Raw genomic sequence first — 19,189 nt, 5'->3', positions numbered from 1 at the left:
ATTTTGTTGAGTGTGATATACTCGCCCTATTGTTAACCTTAAATTATATTTGATGGTTAACAATAAAGGAGGCACGATTCATGACATATACATATGAACAATTACAGGAGAAGAATCGCAGGTACTTATGGAATCCTTTTACTCAAATGAAGCAGTATCTTGAAGATGAACCTCTCATTATTGAATCCGGCTCTGGCGTGAAGGTGAAGGATGTGCGTGGAAAAGAGTACTATGATGCGAATGCGTCTGTATGGCTGAATCCACATGGGCATAATCGTCAAGAGTTAAACAACGCCATTATAGAACAGCTCGGTAAAATTGCACATTCGACGTTGCTTGGTAGTGCTAATGTTCCTGCGATCCTACTCGCAGAAAGGCTAGTTCAACTTACACCTGAGCGTTTGCAAAAAGTATTTTACTCCGATAGTGGGGCAGAGGCAGTAGAGATTGGGCTGAAAATGGCATATCTGTACTGGAAACATCGTGGAAAGCCTGAAAAACAAACGTTCTTGAGCATGAAAAATGCCTATCATGGCGATACCGTTGGTGCTGTAAGTGTCGGTGGGATTGATTTATTTCATCAGTCTTTTGAAAAAATGTTGTTTCCTACGGAAAAGGTATCCTATCCGTATCCATATCGTTATGAGGGCTCGCAAGAAGAATGTCGCGATGCCTGTCTACAAGAGTTAGAAGATTGTTTTATCCAAAAATCGAACCAGATTGCCGGTTTGATTATTGAACCGATGGTACAAGGTGCAGGTGGACTTATCATGATGCCTTCGGGGTTTCTCAAGCAAGTCGAGCATCTGTGTAGAAAGTATGATGTCTTACTGCTTGCGGATGAGGTTGCGACTGGATTTGGCCGTACGGGTAAGATGTTCGCTTGCGAGCATGAGGATGTGCAGCCAGATATCATGATGGTCGGTAAGAAGCTGACAGGTGGATATTTACCTGTAGCTGCAACACTTACTTCAGACCGAATCTATGATGCCTTTTATGGTGAACATGAAGAAGGCAAAACATTCTACCATGGTCATTCTTATACGGGAAATCAACTTGGCTGTGCGGTTGCGATTGCAAGTCTAAATTTATATGAGAAAGATCAAGTCGTTGAACATGTACAGCAGATGAGTGAAGTCATAAAGCCATTGTTGAAGGAGATTGCAGAACTTCCACATGTCGGTGAAGTAAGGCAATTGGGATTCATGATTGGGATTGAATTAGTAGCAAATAAATCCTCTCGTAGCGCATATGGCTGGTCAACGGCTATGGGGGCGAAAGTATGTCGTAGAGCACTGGACTTAGGACTTCTCACTAGACCACTGGATCATGTGATTACGTTCTTACCACCGCTTGTTTCTTCAAAGGAAGAATTGCGAGAGATGCTTGAAATTATTCGACAAGCGATTCAAGAGGTGACGGAAGCGTGAGAAAAGGCATTTTTATAACAGGTACGGATACTGACGTAGGTAAAACGGTAATCACGGCTGGGATTGCTTTAGCGTTGAAGGCAATTGGTTACAAGGTTGCTGTCATGAAACCCGTACAAAGCGGGCACCTTGCTCATGATCCAGCAGGGGATGGGATGCGGCTTAAGACGTTATCACAATCTGAGGCTCCGATTGAAGATATTGTGGGGTACAGCTTTGAGCGACCAGTTGCGCCAGGTTTAGCTGCTCAATTAGCTGAAACAGAGATTGAGCGTGCTTACTTGATGGATATGTTGGATCGAATATCTGTGGATTATGATGTTGTGCTCGTTGAAGGGGCAGGTGGTCTTATGGTCCCGATGGGTGAGGATTGGACGGTTGCAGATTTGGCTCAGGAAATGAAATTTCCTGTTGTCATTGTAGCTAAACCGGACCTGGGGACGGTTAATCATACAGCATTGACCGTCATGGCAGCGCGTCAATATGAGATTGAGATACTGGGTGCTATTCTCAACAGCAGTTCTACCGTGGAAGTGTCGCTTGAAGATGTACATCATAATAGTCGAATGATTGAATCTTTTAGTGACGTACCTGTAATGGGCTGGGTGCCTTGGCTTGGAACAGAGGTGACACCTGAGGAACTAGTTAATGTTATTAACGATAAAATCGATATGGGTCCAATCGTACAATATATAACGAAGGGAATGGATGATTCATGCAATTAATGAACGAAAACAATGTTGTAAAGTGGGATGACTTGGCGAATAAAGCTTTAACGGGGGAGAAAATTACCCTTGAGGAAGGACTTGCTGTTCTTCGTGCAAGTGATCAAGAACTGCTACCGATCTTGCATGCTGCGTATCGTGTTCGACACCATTTTTTTAGCAATAAAGTGAAATTGAATATGATATTAAATGTAAAGAGTGGTTTTTGCCCAGAGGATTGTGGTTACTGCTCGCAGTCGATTGTATCTGATGCACCTATTGAAAAATATATGATGCTGAATAAAGATGCGATTGTAGAAGGTGCGAAAGAAGCTGTGAATCGCAAAGCAGGGACGTATTGCATCGTTGCCAGCGGTCGTGGTCCAACGGATCGTGAACTTGGTGAAGTGTACGAGGCCGTGAAAGAAATTAAAGGTCAATACAATTTGAAAATTTGTACATGTTTGGGCATTTTGAAAGACGGTCAAGCAGATCGTTTAAAAGAAGCTGGAGTTGATCGATACAACCATAATTTAAATACGAGCGCCGATCATTTTCATAACATTACAAGTACACATTCTTATGACGATCGCGTACATACGGTGGAAGAAGTGAAGGTAGCGGGAATATCCCCATGCTCAGGTTGTATCGTAGGGATGGGTGAAACGCATGAACAATTAGTAGAGCTTGCGTACTCCTTGCGTGAATTAGATGCAGATTCGATTCCGATTAACTTCTTGAACTCGATCAAAGGTACACCACTTGAAAATATGAAACAATTAAATCCAAGGTATTGCTTAAAAGTATTGGCGTTGTTCCGCTTCATTTGTCCGGAAAAAGAGATTCGTGTCTCTGGGGGACGTGAAGTGAACTTAGGGCATTTACAAGCGATGTCGTTATATGCGGCGAATTCATTATTTGTAGGCGATTACTTGACGACAGAAGGGCAGCAAGTCAGTACGGATCATCAAATGATTACTGACATGGGTTTTGAGATCGAGGAAGTCTGTGTATGAGTCAGTTGTGGGAGCAGTCGATTCGAGTTGATTTGGAGCGATTTGCAAACGAGGGGTTACACCGTAAGTTAACGGCAGTTAAACGAGGTGCAAGTCCTTATCTTACCCTTCAAGGGAGAAAAATGCTGAATTTGTCTTCGAACAACTACTTGGGTATTGCTGAACATCCTGCCATCATTCAAGCTCAGATTGATGCTTCACTGCAAGGGGCAGGAGCAGGTGCTTCCAGGCTCATTGTGGGTCACGATTTACAAGTTCAAGAATTGGAAGAGGCCATTGCGAATTTTAAACATACGGAGTCTGCACTTGTGTTTGCGAATGGATATATGGCAAATATTGGTGTGCTTTCGGCGATACTTAGTCCTACGGATGCCGTGTTCAGTGATCGACTCAATCATGCAAGTATTGTGGACGGTATTCGACTTAGCGGAGCAAAGCATTTTCGATATCGACATAACGATATGAACCACTTGGAGACGTTGCTGTGCAAAGCTGACGAACAAGGTGTGCGCAGAAAACTTATCGTTACGGATACCGTATTTAGTATGGATGGTGATGTAGCCAATTTAAGTAAGATCGTGGAGCTTAAGAAGAAATATAAGGCAGCGTTGATGGTGGATGAAGCTCATGCAGGCGGTGTTTTTGGACCCCGGGGTGAAGGACTGTGCGAACATTTGGGTTTGGCAGTGGATGTGGACATTCACATGGGTACATTTAGTAAAGCGTTCGGTAGTTATGGGGCTTATATTGCTGGAAAAAGAGTGTGGATCGACTATCTCATTCATACGTGCCGCAGTCTCATCTATACAACTGCATTACCACCAGCAACGATTGGAAGTATTCGCAAGTCACTCGATTGTGTGCAAGAAGCGGATGGATTACGATTGGCCCTACATGAAAAAAGTGATTATTTTCGCTCCGCTTTACAGGCCAGAGGGTTTAATACGTGTGGATCATCTACTCCCATCATCCCAATCTTAATCGGTGATGGAGCAAAAGCTTTAGCATTCAGTCAAAAGCTTGCTGAACATCACATTATGGCAGTTGCCATTCGCCCACCGACTGTTCCACATCAAACATCTCGGATTCGTTTTACAATGATGGCAAATCATGAACAGGCAATGTTGGAACAAGCAGTAGATAAGATCGCTGCAATTGGAAAAGAATTAGGAGTAGTTCGTCATGTGTGAGTGGGAAACCAAATCGTATAGCTCCTGTACGTTCTTATGGTTATCCGGTTGGTCTGTTCATGCACAAATTTGGGATGAGCAAGTTGCGAGATGGCCAGAAGGTAGGCATTTGCAGGTGGATTTCACAGGATGTACGCAGTTAGGGCAACTATTCCCATTGGTCGAAAAGGCGCTATTCTCCCTATCTTCGTCTTCAACACCGGTAATAATTGTGGGTTGGTCTATGGGAGCGATGCTAGCCTTGGAGCTTGCTGCAAAGCATCCAGATCTTGTGTGTGCTTTATTCTTAGTAGGTGCAACGGGTCAATTTGTTCGTTCGGATGAAGCTCCGCATGGCGCACATGAACGGTTGCTGCGACGGATGAGATCTCAATTGACATTAGATCGTGAAGAAGTCTTACGTGCATTCGATAAGAGCATGTTTTCGAAATCGGAGGTAAGCTTGGGCTTGGATCAAATTTGGGCAAAAGATCGTGCGGACCAAGTCCCCACTAGCATACAATCCCTTGAGATTGGATTGGATTACTTGAGTCAGTATAAGATGTATCCACAACTTGAAAGTATACGAACACCCACTTTCTTGTTAAATGGTCATGCGGATATCATTTGTTCAAGTCAAGGTGCGTTGCAACTGTTTGAATCACTTTCTACCTGTGAATGCACGATTTGGGAAGAGGCTGGACATGTGCCATTTTGGACAGAGCAGGAACGATTTTACAAATGGATGCAGGAACGATTTTACAAATGGATGCAGGAGCGAATTTCACATGGACATACTTAAGCAGCAAGTCTTACGACAATTTAATCGGGCGGTTCGAACTTATGATCAGCATGCGGTTATTCAGACCAAGATGGCACATCAATTGCTGGAAGGACTTGTTCTCCCAAGAGAGGACACACGTATTCTAGAAATTGGATGTGGGACTGGAATATTGACGCAACTTCTCCTTGAACGATTTCCGAAGGCGAGACTTACGGTGATAGATATGGCTGAGGATATGGTTGCAGCAGCGAGATTGAGGGTGAATGGGAGCGAAGCGGTTACTTTTATCGTGGGTGATGTAGAGCATATGGATGAGAGTGACCATGCCCCATTTGATCTGATTATCTCCAATGCGGTTATTCAATGGTTGCGAGATCCGTACGCTACAATCTCCAAATTAAGTCGTATGCTTATCCGAAATGGTTATATCTTAGCCTCTACATTTGGACCTGGAACATTCCATGAATTGCATGAGGTATTTGCAGAAGTGAAAGATGAGATGAATCTGCCAAATGCAAGCCATGGATTACCGATGCAGGATGCGATGGCTTGGCAGGACTATTTTCATCAAAGCGGATATCAAGACATTCATGTCATACAACGTTACGAACAGCTTGTTTATCCGAACTGTCGGACTTTCATGAAATCGATAAAAGCAGTTGGTGCAAGTTACAGTGAAGGTTCCTACGCAATAGGAACGACGAAATTGCTGCTCCAAGAAGTGATGAAAAGGTATGATAGGCGATTTGTCATGGATGATGGTGTATATACAACCTATGAAACGATTGAAATTCGGGCTAAAATAGGGGATGAGAAAGGTTTCATAGAGGGGTGATTAACATGCAGGAGCGGATCAAAGTATCAACTGGTTCACCTTGGATTGATCGAACAAGCATTGCAGCAAAGCCCTTATTGATCCTGAGTTAGTTGTTGAAATAGAAGTTCAGGCGATCCTTGACCCTGCGATGTGAAGTTTATCGTAACCGAATAGAATGAAAATAAGAAATCCCATGCAGATGGGATTTTTTTGTGTGGAGTCATAACTGCTGCTATTCATTCTTACACTAGAATAAGGGGTGTTTGGAGATACTCCTGTGCTCTGCAGCGCTTAAATGGAGGAGATTGTGTGGAAACCCAGATTTATCGTCCAAAACATAAGTTGCGGTTCATTACAGCATCCAGCCTGTTCGATGGGCATGATGCATCCATCAATATTATGCGGAGAATTATGCAAGCATCGGGTGCGGAAGTCATTCATCTGGGTCATAACCGCTCTGTAGATGAAGTAGTGAATGCAGCCATTCAAGAAGATGTGCAAGGAATCGCAATCAGCTCTTACCAAGGTGGGCATGTGGAGTATTTCAAGTATTTGTATGATTTGCTTCGTGAAAAAGGCGCCTACGGCATTAAGATTTTTGGCGGTGGTGGCGGTGTCATTGTACCGGATGAGATTCGAGAGCTTGAAACTTACGGAATTGTCAAAATTTACTCCCCTGATGATGGCAGACGATTGGGACTTCAAGGCATTATTAATCACATGTTACGGGAATCGGACTTTCCGACAGTTCGAAGTATATCAGAAGAACCGGAGCAGGTGGGTGTAGAGATTAAGCGCAACTCCCTTGCCATCGCACGGCTAATTTCACGATCAGAAGCTGCGGTTGAGGAGTTAGGTGTGACCGAGAGATCAGGAGTGATATCAGAGGCAGCTACATCGAATGCCCCAGTAATTGGTATCACAGGTACTGGCGGGGCTGGGAAATCTTCCTTAACAGATGAGCTCGTTAGACGGTTCTTAAACGATTTTTCAAGCAAAACGGTTGCGATCTTATCCGTTGATCCGTCTAAACAGAAGTCCGGAGGCGCACTGCTTGGTGATCGAATACGGATGAATGCCATTCATAATCCACGTGTGTACATGCGTTCTCTAGCTACTCGAAAGTCGAAGTCCGAATTATCAGGAGCGATCAAGGACGCGATTCAAGTGACGAAGGCAGCAGGGTTTGACCTAATTATTGTTGAGACAGCAGGGATTGGACAAGGCGATGCAGGTATTCACGCGATCTCAGATGTAGGTATTTATGTGATGACATCTGAATTTGGCTCGCCTTCCCAGCTTGAGAAGATCGAGATGCTTGATTACGCCGATCTTATCGCAATTAACAAGTTCGAAAGACAGGGTTCTGAAGATGCCCTTCGAGATGTGAAGAAACAGTATCAGCGGAATCATCAGCTTTTCCATACTCCAGATGACGAGCTTCCCGTTTACGGAACAATTGCCAGTCAGTTCAATGATCCGGGCACGAATGTGTTATACCGGGCTTTAATTAACATCATTAATCATAAATGTGGTACGAATTGGGATTCAACCCTTGAGGTCAAGGAAACGAGGAGTCGGAAAAACTTTATTGTACCACCCGATCGTACGATGTATTTGGCGGAAATTGTAAGCGCTGTAAGGCAGTATAAAAAGTTTACCGAAGAGCAAATCATAGTTGCGCGCAAACTCTTCCAACTCGATGGTGCCAAGCGAGTGCTGGAACAATCCAATGTCGATCCAGATCTTCTAGCCCATATGAATGAGCAGATTGCACTTTTTGAAGATCAGCTGCATCCGGAATGCCGTCAATTATTAGATCAATGGCAAACCCTCCAAGATTCTTACCGGCAAAAAGAATTCGTTACCTACGTTCGAGATAAAGCAATTCGTACTCAGCTTTTTACAACCTCCCTTTCAGGCTTATCTATTCCGAAAATCGCTTTGCCCACCTATGAAGATTGGGGTGAACAAGTGAAGTGGGGACTTAAGGAAAATGTTCCAGGGCAGTTCCCGTATACGGCTGGCGTGTTTCCTTTTAAAAGAGAAGGGGAAGAGCCAAAGCGTCAATTCGCAGGAGAAGGTACACCTGAACGTACCAATCACCGTTTTCACTATTTATCGAAGAATGATGATGCGAAGCGTCTTTCGACCGCTTTTGACTCGGTTACTTTGTATGGCAACGATCCTGATTATCGACCTGATATATATGGGAAAATTGGTCAGTCCGGCGTATCCGTCTGTTCGCTTGATGATATGAAAAAGCTGTTCGCGGGTTTTGATCTATGCCATCCCTCTACTTCCGTATCGATGACGATTAATGGACCTGCGCCGTTCATTCTAGCGATGTATATGAATACAGCGATTGAACAGCAAGTTGAAAAATTCATCCATAAGAATCAGCGTGAACCTAGTTCACAAGAATATGATCAGATCAAAGCTTACACGTTGGCAAATGTGCGGGGTACAGTGCAAGCAGATATTTTGAAAGAAGATCAAGGTCAGAACACTTGTATCTTCTCCACAGATTTTGCACTGCGGATGATGGGAGACATTCAGCAATATTTTATCGATCATCACGTTCGTAATTATTATTCGGTCTCGATCTCGGGCTACCACATTGCAGAAGCAGGTGCGAACCCGCTCTCTCAGCTTGCATTTACACTATCCAACGCTTTTACGTATGTGGAATATTACCTGAGTAGGGGTATGCATATTGATGATTTTGCGCCGAATTTATCATTCTTCTTTTCCAATGGCATGGACCCGGAATATACGGTGATGGGGCGTGTTGCAAGGCGAATCTGGGCGACAGTTATCAAGCAAATGTACGGTGGTAATGACCGCTCGCAGAAGTTGAAGTACCACATTCAGACATCAGGTCGCTCCTTGCATGCCCAGGAAATAGACTTTAATGATATACGTACGACCCTTCAAGCGATTATTGCTATCCATGATAACTGCAATAGCCTTCACACCAACGCCTATGACGAGGCCATTACTACGCCAACCGAAGAGTCCGTTCGACGTGCAATGGCAATTCAGATGATCATTACGAAGGAATTTGGTCTAGCGAAAAATGAAAACCCGCTGCAAGGTGCCTACATTATGGAGGAATTAACGGATCTCGTAGAGGAGGCCGTACTTGCAGAATTCCAGCGTATTAATGATCGAGGCGGCGTGCTAGGGGCAATGGAGACCCAGTATCAAAGGGGAAAAATTCAAGAGGAATCAATGTATTACGAGCAGCTTAAGCATAGTGGGGAGCTGCCGATTATTGGGGTGAATACATTCGAGAATCCACTGACATTGGCAGAGGATTATGTCGCGCCCATGATTGAGCTTGCAAGGGCTTCAACAGAGATGAAAGAACTGCAAATCGCGAATCTGAAGCATTTTCAAGAAAAGAATCAAGAAGTAAGCCACATGATGCTGAAACAATTACAAAAGATTGCACAAAGTGGTGAGAATATTTTTGAAGAGCTAATGGAGACTGTGAAATATTGTTCGTTAGGACAGATCACACACGCCCTCTATGAAGTCGGGGGGCAGTATAGAAGGAATATGTGAGCAGGGGGCGTGGAAGCGATGAACTTCCAGTTATCAGATGAACAATTGATGCTTTGTAAAATGATTCGTGAGTTCGCCATTCATGAAGTGGAACCGACAGCCATTGAGCGGGATGAGACAGAAAGATGGGATATGACCATTTGGAAGAAGATGGCAGATCTTGGTTTAACCGGAATTCCATGGCCGGAGAAGTACGGTGGAGCAGGAGCCGACTATATGAGCTACGTACTTGCAGTAGAGGAGCTATCCAAGATTGATGCCTCTGTCGGAGTAACATTATCGGCTCACTGTTCGCTAGCGAGCTGGCCGGTATATCAATATGGAACCGAAGATCAGAAACAAAAGTACTTGCGTCCAATGGCAGAAGGTAAATGGATGGGAGCTTACTGCTTAACCGAAACCGGATCCGGCTCAGATGCTAGCAACATGAAGACAACAGCTGCTCTGCTTGGAGATGAGTGGGTACTCAATGGGACCAAGATATTTATTACTAATGGGGGACACGCAGACGTTTTTATCGTATTTGCCCAGACAGAGCCAGCTTTGCAGCATAAAGGCATAACGGCATTTATTGTGGAGAAAGACACCCCTGGACTAACCATTGGTAAAAAAGAAAAGAAGATGGGCATTCGCTCCTCTTCTACGACACAGGTTATTTTCGAGGATTGCAAGGTGCCGAAGGCAAACATGCTAGGGCAATTAGGTGAAGGTTTTAAGATTGCAATGAAAACGTTAGATGGTGGTCGTAGTGGGATTGCAGCCCAAGCAGTAGGGATTGCACAGGGGGCGTTTGATCTCGCAATCAAGTACGCGTTGCAGCGTGTGCAGTTCGGAAAGCCCATTTCGAAGATGCAAGCCATTCAGTTCAAGCTAGCTGATATGGCAACGAAGATCGAAGCAGCTAGGCTGCTTACGTATCAGGCGGCATGGCGGGAAGATCAAGGGCTAGCTTATGGATGTTCGTCTGCGATGTCAAAGCTGTTCGCAAGTGATACGGCCATGGAAGTGACGACAGAAGCGGTTCAAATCCTCGGCGGGTATGGATACATTCGGGAATATGGGGTTGAGCGATTTATGCGTGACGCCAAAATTACACAAATTTATGAAGGAACGAATGAAATTCAGCGCCTTGTGATTAGTGGGCATTTATTGAAGGAAGCGGAAGGAGGGAGCGTCTGAGTATGACGATCAAGAATCGCCACCAGCAAGCGGGTCTTCGTGATGAACAAGTGATCGATATGTATCGATATATGCTGCTTGCTCGTAAGCTCGATGAGCGAATGTCAATCTTGAATCGAGCGGGAAAGATACCATTTTTCCTATCCTGCCAAGGGCAAGAGGCAGCTCAGGTTGGAGCAGCTTTCGCTTTAGTTAACGGTAAAGATTATGCCTGTCCGTATTATCGGGATCTGGCATTTGTTCATGTGTTCGGGATGAGCAGCCGAGATTCCATGTTAAATGTGTTTGCGAAAGCAGAAGATCCCAATAGTGGCGGCAGGCAGATGCCAGGGCATTTTGGTAGTCGGAAACACAATATAATGACGGCATCCAGCCCGGTCGGAACGCAAATTCCTCATGCCGTAGGCATTGCACTTGGGGGCAAACTCGAAGGTAAAGATCTTGTCGTGTATGTGAGTTTTGGTGAGGGAACGAGCAATCAGGGCGATTTTCACGAAGGAGCCAATTTTGCTGGTGTGCACAAACTGCCCGTTATTTTTTTCTGTGAAAATAATCAATATGCGATTTCTGTACCACTTCATAAACAGCTTGCTTGTGAAAGTGTAGCCATGCGGGCGCAAGGGTATGGATTCCCTGGTGTGAAAGTGGACGGAAATGATCCGATTGCGGTGTATGAAGTGATGAAGGAAGCCGTTGAACGGGGCAGACGAGGTGGTGGACCCACACTAATCGAAGCCAAGATGTATCGTATCAATCCACATTCCAGTGATGATGATGACCGGCAATATCGCTCACAAGAGGAAGTAGCTGCGGCAAAAAACAATGACCCTGTTCGAGGGTTTCGAACTTATCTACAAAAGGTAGGGCTGTGGGATGAGGGAAACGAGCAAGAATTATTAGCTAAGATTGCTCATGAGGTGGATGACGCAACCGAGTATGCGGAGAAGGCGCCATTTCCCGAGCCCGAAAGCACACTTAAGTACGTGTATGGGAACTAGGAGGGTCATGAAAAAATGCCAGTATTAACCTATATCGATGCAGTTGCATTGGCACTTCGTGAGGAAATGAAACGGGATCAGAAGGTGTTCATTGTAGGAGAGGACGTAGGAATTCGTGAAGGGGTGTTTCGGGCAACGAAGGGGTTGTTAGAAGAGTTTGGGGAAGATCGTGTGATCGATGCCCCGCTTGCCGAGTCAGCCATTGTTGGTGTAGCAATTGGTGCGGCAGCCTATGGCATGCGACCTGTTGCCGAGATGCAATTTGCCGATTTTATTATGCCTGCTGTAAATCAGATTATTAGTGAAGCAGCGAAAATGCGCTATCGGTCAAATAATGACTGGCATTGTCCGCTCGTTATTCGAGCCCCGTACGGGGGCGGTGTACATGGTGCGCTGTATCATTCCCAGAGTATTGAAGCTATTTTTGCCAATGTACCTGGTCTTAAGATCGTAGCACCTTCTACCCCTTATGATGTAAAAGGTTTACTGAAAGCGGCGATCCGTGATGAAGATCCCGTTCTTTTCCTAGAACATAAACGCTGTTATCGCTTGATAAAAGGGGAAGTGCCTGAAGAGGATTACACCTTGCCCATTGGTAAGGCCGAAGTGAAGCGCGATGGGGAAGATATAACCGTTATCGCATTCGGTCTGATGCTGCATTATGCGCTGCAGGCTGCTGACGAGCTTGCCGCAGAGGGAATCAGTTCACATATTCTCGATCTTCGCACGTTATATCCCATTGATAAAGAAGCGATCATTGAAGCCGCAATCAAGACGGGTAAAGTACTTATTATCCATGAAGACAACAAAGAAGGCGGCATTGGTGGTGAAATATCCGCCATTATCGCGGAAAAATGTTTATTCCAGCTCGATGCACCGATTCGCAGGTTATGCGGTCCAGATGTACCTGCTATGCCTTATAGCCCTCCGCTTGAAAAGTTTTTCATGTTAGATCTGGATGCGATTAAACAAGCAATGCGCGATTTAGCTGAGTTTTAAGGGGGGAGATGAGATGACTTCTATTGTACGTATGCCTCAGCTTGGAGAGACCGTTACAGAAGGTACCGTGATGAAATGGCTTGTTGAACCAGGAGATTGGGTGAATAAGTATGAACCCATCTGTGAAATTGTAACCGATAAAGTAACGGCCGAAGTTCCCTCTACCGTGTCAGGAATCGTGAAGCAGTTAATTGCAGCAGTTGGAGACACGATCCCGGTCAGTGGCGTAATGTGTGAGATCGAAGAGCGAGCTCTAGAACCAACCGCACATACCGAATCTGCATCGCATATCCCCACAGATCCATCACATTCCCAAGTTTACTCGCCGGTTGTACTTGCATTGTCACGTGAACATCATATTGATTTGAACGCTATTAAAGGCACGGGCAAAGGGGGAAGAGTGACCCGAAATGATATATTGCAAGTGATCAAGAACAAAGAGTCTCACTCACAATCCGCATCCACTGCACAACCACCTACCGCATACGCACCTGATGCTATTCAACATCAAGTCGCTACGACTAATCCTATTCTATCAAATTCAACTGGACAATCTCACAATCCCCAACCTTCCTGGATGATGGTTGAAGTTGATGTGACGAACTTAGTGAAGTTTCGTGAAGAAAAGAAAGACTATTTTGCAAATAGAGAAGGACTTAAGCTCACTTATTTGCCGTTCTTTATACGTGCTGTTGTTGAAAGTTTGAAGAAGTATCCCCAGCTAAATACGACTCGGCAGGGCGACCAGCTGGTCACACATAAACCCATTCATTTATCCATTGCGGTAGCAGCAAGTAATAAACTCTTGTACCCGGTCATTCATCACGCTGATCATCAAAGTTTCTTAGGTTTAACACAATCAATCTATGATGCGGTTCATCACATCAAAGAAGGACGATTCGGTTCAACCCACTCAGACGGAGGGACATTCACACTGAACAATACGGGTGCAATCGGATCAATTGAGTCTCAGCCTGTGATCCAATCCCCTCAATCTGCTGTGCTAAGCATCGAATCGATCACAAAGCGGCCTGTGGTTATGGATCATATGTTTGCGATTCGGTCGATGGTGAATTTATGTCTGACTGTCGATTCACAAGTCATCGATCCGCTTACATGTGGGCATTTCCTCCAGAGCATGAAACAATATCTCGAAAATCACATTACAGACACCATCTTATATTGAAGGAGGGATAGGAGTTGAGTTCATCATCTCGTAAAACGGTCATCGTTAGTGCAGTGCGCACACCAATCGGGAAATTTGGTGGTGTGTTATCTTCTTTAACGGCCGTTGATCTAGGTGCAGCGGTTATTCGTGGGGCTATCGAACAGATAGGTTTGTCACCTGAGAAAATAGATGAGGTTTTAATGGGCATGGTGCTGCAAGCCGGTGCAGGACAGATTCCTTCCCGTCAAGCTGCGATCCAAGCAGGTTTACCGTGGTCAACATCAACAGAGACGATTAACAAAGTCTGTGCATCTGGCATGCGTGCTGTCACGTTAGGTGAACAAATCATCCGCGCTGGAGATGGGGAGGTCATTGTCGCCGGTGGGATGGAGTCCATGTCGAATGCTCCGTATGCACTGCCTAATGGCAGGTGGGGAATGCGTCTTGGAGATTCTGAGGTCATTGATTTATTAAATCATGATGGTTTACGCTGCGCTTTTCATCAAGTTCCGATGGTGACCCATGGATCCAATGTTGCAGCGGAATATGGCATTACCCGAGAAGAGCAGGATGCATGGGCCCTTCGTTCCCATCAGCGTGCGATTAGAGCACTCGAGACAGGACGATGGACAGATGAGATTATTTCCGTTGAAATTACGAATAAACATGGAGGCAAAACGACTATTTATCAAGATGAAGCTCCTCGTAAAGATACTTCAATAGATAAACTCGCAAAGCTAACACCGCTAGGAGATGCGGGGGGGACAATCACGGCTGGAAATGCCCCTGGTGTGAACGATGGGGCGGCAGCGCTTGTGCTCATGTCAGAAGAACTTGCTAGGAAGGAAAATCTGGAACCATTAGCCACTATTGTTGGGCATTCCTCGATTGGAGTCGTTGCCCCTTATTTGGCCGTAACTCCAGGGTTCGCAATAAAGAAGCTGCTTAATCAGACGCAACATGAACTATGGGATGTCGATTTATTTGAAGTAAACGAGGCATTTGCTAGTGTCCCGATTACGACAGGTTACCTACTCGGCTGGGATGAGGAGAAAGTCAATGTCAATGGTGGAGCCATTGCACTAGGCCATCCAATTGGAGCAAGTGGAGCTCGTATTATATGCACATTGATTCATGAGCTAAGGCGTCGTGGAGGCGGACTTGGGGTTGCAGCGATATGTTCGGGGGCAGCACAAGGAGATGCGATTATGCTGCAAGTACATGCGCCTTCTATATCCGAATGATTGGAGGTGGTTGTGCGTGAATATACGGACAATAATGGTGCTTGGAGCAGGGCAGATGGGCAGTGGCATTGCACAAGTTGCTGCAGAAACGGGTATACAGGTTATTTTATATGATCAGCATGATCAGTTTGTACAGCGTGGGCTAAACACAATTCAAAAGAATTTATCTCGTGATGTAGAGAAGGGTCGTAAATCCGAAGCTGAGAAACAAGCTGTTCTTGCTCGTATAAAACCATCGATTGATTTGGCAGATGCCAAAGATATTCAGTTGGCCATAGAGGCTGTCGTGGAAAATAGGGATGTCAAATGTGAACTTTTTCGACAATTAGACGCGCTTGCCCCTCAGCAGGCTATTTTGGCAACGAATACTTCTTCGCTTCCAATCACGGAAATTGCGGCTGTAACAACAAGACCGGAGCTCGTTATCGGGATGCATTTTATGAACCCTGTGCCTGTCATGAAGCTTGTTGAAGTGATTCGGGGACTTGCCACCTCGGATGAGACGACGAACATAATCTCAAGATTTGCTAAACACATGAATAAAGTTCCGGTTGAAGTGAATGACTTTCCAGGCTTTGTTTCGAATCGAATTCTAATGCCCATGATTAACGAGGCGATTTATTGTGTGTATGAAGGCATTGCTAAACCCGAAGCAATTGACGAAGTCATGAAGCTTGGGATGAATCATCCGATGGGGCCGCTCACCTTGGCTGATTTTATTGGTCTTGATACATGCTTGTCCATTATGGAAGTGCTTCATGAAGGATTGGGAGATACGAAATATAGACCATGTCCGTTGTTACGCAAATATGTGAAGGCAGGATGGCTTGGAAAAAAAACAGGACGTGGTTTTTATAATTACTGACCTAAATGGCTTAGTTGAAACATATTTATGGGGAGGGGCAACCTGTGGACTTTGTTCTGACATCTGATCAACAATCCCATAGAGATCAGGTACGTGCGTTTGCGAAAACCGAGATCATCCCGTATGCCAAGCAGATTGATACAAGTGACCAATTTCCTCGTGAGATTGTCGCCAAAATGAGTGAGCAAGGGCTGCTTGGTCTGCCTATTCCCAAAATATGGGGAGGATCTGGTGCTGATTTCCTTTCCTACATTCTCACCATCGAAGAGATTTCCTACGCAAGTGCATCGCTTGGCGTCATTCTGGCTGTGCATACCTCTGTCGGCACCATGCCCATTGTGAACTATGGCAGCCAATCTCAGAAAGAGAAGTACCTGCCCCAATTAGCAAAAGGTCAGATGATTGGCGCATTCGCACTTACAGAGCCGCATGCCGGTTCAGATGCTTCTCGGATTACGACGAGGGCGAGCAAGCAAGGTGACCATTATGTCCTCAATGGCTCGAAAATGTTCATTACCAACGGCGGAGAAGCAAATGTTTACATAACATTTGCAGTTACGGAAACAAATACGGGTACGCATCCTATTTCTGCGTTTATTGTTGAGAAGGAAACCCCTGGATTTATCATAGGAAAAAAAGAAAAAAAGATGGGGATGAACGGCTCAGCAACGACAACACTTACGTTCGATCAGGTGCGAATACCGGTGTCTCAACTTCTTGGACCTGAGGGTGAAGGATTTCACATTGCATTACGCCATCTAGACAGTGGACGAATTAGTATTGCCGCACAAGGATTAGGCATTGCTCGAGCAGCTTATGATCAAGCACTTTCTTACACAAAGCAGCACCTAGTTACGAGTCAAAATGAGTCTGAATCTCTTATTGCCAAAAACAAACTAGCGGACATGGCATCGCGAATCGAAGCGGCAAAGTTGCTGATCTATCGGGCAGCGATTTTACGGGATCGGGGACTGCCATGCGCCAAGGAAGCTTCGATGGCCAAAATGTTCGCGACAGACACCGCAAACGTGATTACACGAGATGCTGTTCAACTTATGGGTAATGACGGATACTCCAAGGACTACCCTGTTGAGCGCTTTATGCGTGATGCGAAAGTAACTCAGATTTACGAAGGGACGAATCAAATTCAGCGAATCGTTATTGCAAAACATATTTTGATGGAAGCTCAGATTCATTCGGAATAGGAAGGAGTGAGAACAATGAAATCTGCGGGATTATGTTTGCGACAAGCACTTGAACAAGAGAGTCCACTCCAAGTCGCAGGAACCATTAATGCCTACACCGCCATGATGGCAAAGCGGGTAGGTTTTCGAGCCATATATTTGTCAGGTGCCGGAGTTGCTAATGCATCCTTCGGAATGCCTGATCTTGGCATGACGACACTTAGCGATATTCTAGATGATGTTCGCCGAATTACGGCAGCTGTGGATCTTCCGCTACTCGTAGATGTGGATACCGGTTTTGGCGGTACTTACAATATTGGACGGACGATTCGAGAGATGATACGTGCTGGAGCTGCTGGTGTACATATCGAGGATCAGGTGATGGAAAAGCGATGCGGACACCGTCCGAACAAAGGAATCGTGAGCAAAGAGGAGATGGTCGCTCGCATTCAGTCGGCGGTTGATGCTAGAGTCGATCCGAACTTTGTCATTATGGCACGTACAGATGCGCTTGCATCCGAAGGTCTTGATGCAGCAATTGATCGCGCTGTTGCTTGTGTTGAAGCTGGGGCAGACATGATATTCCCAGAGGCTGTTCAAGACTTGCAGCAGTATCTCCAATTTGCAGAAGCCGTAAAAGTCCCTGTATTAGCGAACATGACGGAATTTGGTCAAACCCCTCTTTTTACAATCGATGAATTGAAACAGGCTCAGGTCGGATTGGCATTGTATCCATTGTCCGCGTTCCGTGCGATGAATGCTGCTGCCAATAGGGTGTACCAAACCCTACGAAGCGAAGGAACGCAGCGTAACATAACGGATATGATGCAGACGCGCTCCGAATTGTACGATGTGCTTAATTATTACGATTATGAGAAAAAACTGGATGAGCTCTTTGCCAAAGTGAAGGGGGACTCGTAAATGGTTGCAAACAGTAAACAAGGTGGTTTAGCAGGTATTACAGCTGGTCAAACGTCAATTGCTACGGTAGGAAAAGAAGGTAAAGGACTGAATTATCGCGGGTATTCGATCTTTGATCTAGCTGAATATGCGACCTTCGAGGAAACAGCGTACTTGCTCATTTACGGTCAATTGCCAAATGCAAGTGAACTCGAACAGTACAAATTGAAATTACAAGGATTAAGGGATTTACCTTCTGACTTGAAAAATATTTTGGAGCGACTTCCCTCAACGACGCACCCGATGGACGTTCTGCGGACAGGTTGCTCAGCGCTCGGTGCATTGGAACCGGAGAATGAGATCCATACACAGACAGATATTGCGGATCGATTGATGGCTTCTTTCGGATCAATGTTGCTCTATTGGTATCATTACACAAACTCGGGAACACGGATTGAGTTGAAATCCAGTGCGGATAGTATAGCAGGACATTTTTTAGAGTTGCTGCATGGTCATCAGGCAAGTGAGCTGCATGAGCGAGTAATGGATGTTTCCTTAACTCTTTATGCGGAACATGAATTTAACGCATCCACCTTCGCTGCTCGCACAACAGCCTCTACGATGTCTGATATATACTCAGCTATTACGACTGGGATTGGAACTTTACGCGGTCCTCTTCATGGGGGTGCGAATGAAGCAGCAATGGAGCTTATTGCACGTTTCCAAGATCCAGATGAAGCGGAAGATGGTCTCTTGTCCATGCTAGCTAGTAAGCAACTTGTTATGGGCTTTGGTCATCGTGTGTATTCGATATCTGACCCACGATCAGACATTATCAAGGCGTGGTCACGCAAGTTATCGGAGGAAGCGGGCGATATGAAGCTTTACCACATATCTGAGCGAATCGAGACCCTCATGTGGCGAGAAAAAAAGCTATTTCCCAATCTCGATTTCTATAGCGCTTCAGCATACCACCTATTGGGCATTCCAACCGCGATGTTCACACCGATCTTCGTGATTTCTCGCACAAGCGGGTGGTCAGCGCACATCATGGAACAACGGGCTAACAATAAACTAATTCGACCAAGTGCAGAATATGTAGGTAATGAGCCGATGCCATGGTTGCCAATGGCTGAGCGTCAATAAAGTAAATCAGTTACCT

16 protein-coding genes are annotated in these 19,189 nt (G+C 45.3%); all 16 read left to right on the top strand.

The window, feature by feature from the left end; translation table 11 throughout:
• Window positions 1–80 precede the first annotated feature (80 nt).
• Entirely contained in the window at window positions 81–1,430 is a 1,350-nt protein-coding gene (gene bioA, locus ACSBOP_RS12305) for an adenosylmethionine--8-amino-7-oxononanoate transaminase (RefSeq protein ID WP_442600832.1), read from the top strand.
• Entirely contained in the window at window positions 1,427–2,155 is a 729-nt protein-coding gene (gene bioD, locus ACSBOP_RS12300) for a dethiobiotin synthase (protein ID WP_442600831.1), read from the top strand. Before bioA ends, bioD begins: the two co-directional genes overlap by 4 nt.
• Complete coding sequence (bioB, locus tag ACSBOP_RS12295) at window positions 2,155–3,150, top strand: biotin synthase BioB (protein WP_442600830.1); 996 nt, start codon at window positions 2,155–2,157, stop codon at window positions 3,148–3,150. Before bioD ends, bioB begins: the two co-directional genes overlap by 1 nt.
• The gene (bioF, locus tag ACSBOP_RS12290) at window positions 3,147–4,340 is read left to right on the top strand and encodes an 8-amino-7-oxononanoate synthase (protein ID WP_442600829.1); all 1,194 of its coding nucleotides are present in this window, start codon (window positions 3,147–3,149) and stop codon (window positions 4,338–4,340) included. Before bioB ends, bioF begins: the two co-directional genes overlap by 4 nt.
• Window positions 4,333–5,121: an alpha/beta fold hydrolase gene (locus ACSBOP_RS12285; RefSeq protein ID WP_442600828.1), complete on the top strand. Its 789-nt coding sequence runs from the start codon at window positions 4,333–4,335 to the stop codon at window positions 5,119–5,121. Before bioF ends, ACSBOP_RS12285 begins: the two co-directional genes overlap by 8 nt.
• The gene (gene bioC, locus ACSBOP_RS12280; protein ID WP_442600827.1) at window positions 5,108–5,938 is read left to right on the top strand and encodes a malonyl-ACP O-methyltransferase BioC; all 831 of its coding nucleotides are present in this window, start codon (window positions 5,108–5,110) and stop codon (window positions 5,936–5,938) included. The genes ACSBOP_RS12285 and bioC overlap by 14 nt, the downstream gene beginning before the upstream one ends.
• Before the next feature lie 291 nt (window positions 5,939–6,229).
• Window positions 6,230–9,490, top strand: coding sequence for a fused isobutyryl-CoA mutase/GTPase IcmF (gene icmF, locus ACSBOP_RS12275; protein WP_442600826.1), 3,261 nt, complete (start codon window positions 6,230–6,232; stop codon window positions 9,488–9,490).
• Between the two features lie 18 nt (window positions 9,491–9,508).
• Window positions 9,509–10,669 (top strand): acyl-CoA dehydrogenase, encoded by a 1,161-nt coding sequence (locus tag ACSBOP_RS12270; RefSeq protein ID WP_442600825.1) that lies wholly within the window; start codon window positions 9,509–9,511, stop codon window positions 10,667–10,669.
• A 2-nt stretch (window positions 10,670–10,671) separates the two neighbouring features.
• The gene (locus ACSBOP_RS12265) at window positions 10,672–11,667 is read left to right on the top strand and encodes a thiamine pyrophosphate-dependent dehydrogenase E1 component subunit alpha (protein ID WP_442600824.1); all 996 of its coding nucleotides are present in this window, start codon (window positions 10,672–10,674) and stop codon (window positions 11,665–11,667) included.
• A 15-nt stretch (window positions 11,668–11,682) separates the two neighbouring features.
• Entirely contained in the window at window positions 11,683–12,666 is a 984-nt protein-coding gene (locus ACSBOP_RS12260; RefSeq protein WP_442600823.1) for an alpha-ketoacid dehydrogenase subunit beta, read from the top strand.
• A 13-nt stretch (window positions 12,667–12,679) separates the two neighbouring features.
• A complete protein-coding gene (locus ACSBOP_RS12255) occupies window positions 12,680–13,852 on the top strand; it encodes a dihydrolipoamide acetyltransferase family protein (protein ID WP_442600822.1) in 1,173 nt (390 codons plus the stop codon).
• A 14-nt stretch (window positions 13,853–13,866) separates the two neighbouring features.
• Window positions 13,867–15,078, top strand: a complete 1,212-nt coding sequence (locus ACSBOP_RS12250; RefSeq protein WP_442600821.1) for an acetyl-CoA C-acetyltransferase — start codon at window positions 13,867–13,869, stop codon at window positions 15,076–15,078.
• Between the two features lie 16 nt (window positions 15,079–15,094).
• Entirely contained in the window at window positions 15,095–15,943 is an 849-nt protein-coding gene (locus ACSBOP_RS12245; RefSeq protein WP_442600820.1) for a 3-hydroxybutyryl-CoA dehydrogenase, read from the top strand.
• Window positions 15,944–15,987: 44 nt separating this feature from the next.
• Complete coding sequence (locus tag ACSBOP_RS12240; RefSeq protein WP_442600819.1) at window positions 15,988–17,148, top strand: acyl-CoA dehydrogenase family protein; 1,161 nt, start codon at window positions 15,988–15,990, stop codon at window positions 17,146–17,148.
• 15 nt (window positions 17,149–17,163) lie between these two features.
• Window positions 17,164–18,048, top strand: coding sequence for a methylisocitrate lyase (gene prpB / locus ACSBOP_RS12235; protein WP_442600818.1), 885 nt, complete (start codon window positions 17,164–17,166; stop codon window positions 18,046–18,048).
• On the top strand, window positions 18,049–19,173 hold the full coding sequence (prpC, locus tag ACSBOP_RS12230; RefSeq protein WP_442600817.1) for a bifunctional 2-methylcitrate synthase/citrate synthase: 1,125 nt from the start codon (window positions 18,049–18,051) through the stop codon (window positions 19,171–19,173). It begins immediately after the preceding gene.
• Window positions 19,174–19,189 lie beyond the last annotated feature (16 nt).

It is taken from the genome of Paenibacillus sp. KN14-4R, from assembly GCF_052180255.1.
GTDB lineage: Bacteria > Bacillota > Bacilli > Paenibacillales > NBRC-103111 > Paenibacillus_AM.
This window is presented reverse-complemented; position numbering and strand designations above follow the sequence as displayed.

Excerpts from the sequence above, each read along its gene's own strand:
- prpC (WP_442600817.1), top strand. The coding sequence starts at position 18,049 with ATGGTTGCAAACAGTAAACAAGGTGGTTTAGCAGGTATTACAGCTGGT.
- bioC (WP_442600827.1), top strand. The coding sequence starts at position 5,108 with ATGGACATACTTAAGCAGCAAGTCTTACGACAATTTAATCGGGCGGTT.
- ACSBOP_RS12255 (WP_442600822.1), top strand. The coding sequence starts at position 12,680 with ATGACTTCTATTGTACGTATGCCTCAGCTTGGAGAGACCGTTACAGAA.
- prpB (WP_442600818.1), top strand. The coding sequence starts at position 17,164 with ATGAAATCTGCGGGATTATGTTTGCGACAAGCACTTGAACAAGAGAGT.
- ACSBOP_RS12270 (WP_442600825.1), top strand. The coding sequence starts at position 9,509 with ATGAACTTCCAGTTATCAGATGAACAATTGATGCTTTGTAAAATGATT.
- ACSBOP_RS12285 (WP_442600828.1), top strand. The coding sequence starts at position 4,333 with ATGTGTGAGTGGGAAACCAAATCGTATAGCTCCTGTACGTTCTTATGG.
- ACSBOP_RS12260 (WP_442600823.1), top strand. The coding sequence starts at position 11,683 with ATGCCAGTATTAACCTATATCGATGCAGTTGCATTGGCACTTCGTGAG.
- bioA (WP_442600832.1), top strand. The coding sequence starts at position 81 with ATGACATATACATATGAACAATTACAGGAGAAGAATCGCAGGTACTTA.
- bioB (WP_442600830.1), top strand. The coding sequence starts at position 2,155 with ATGAACGAAAACAATGTTGTAAAGTGGGATGACTTGGCGAATAAAGCT.
- ACSBOP_RS12265 (WP_442600824.1), top strand. The coding sequence starts at position 10,672 with ATGACGATCAAGAATCGCCACCAGCAAGCGGGTCTTCGTGATGAACAA.
- bioF (WP_442600829.1), top strand. The coding sequence starts at position 3,147 with ATGAGTCAGTTGTGGGAGCAGTCGATTCGAGTTGATTTGGAGCGATTT.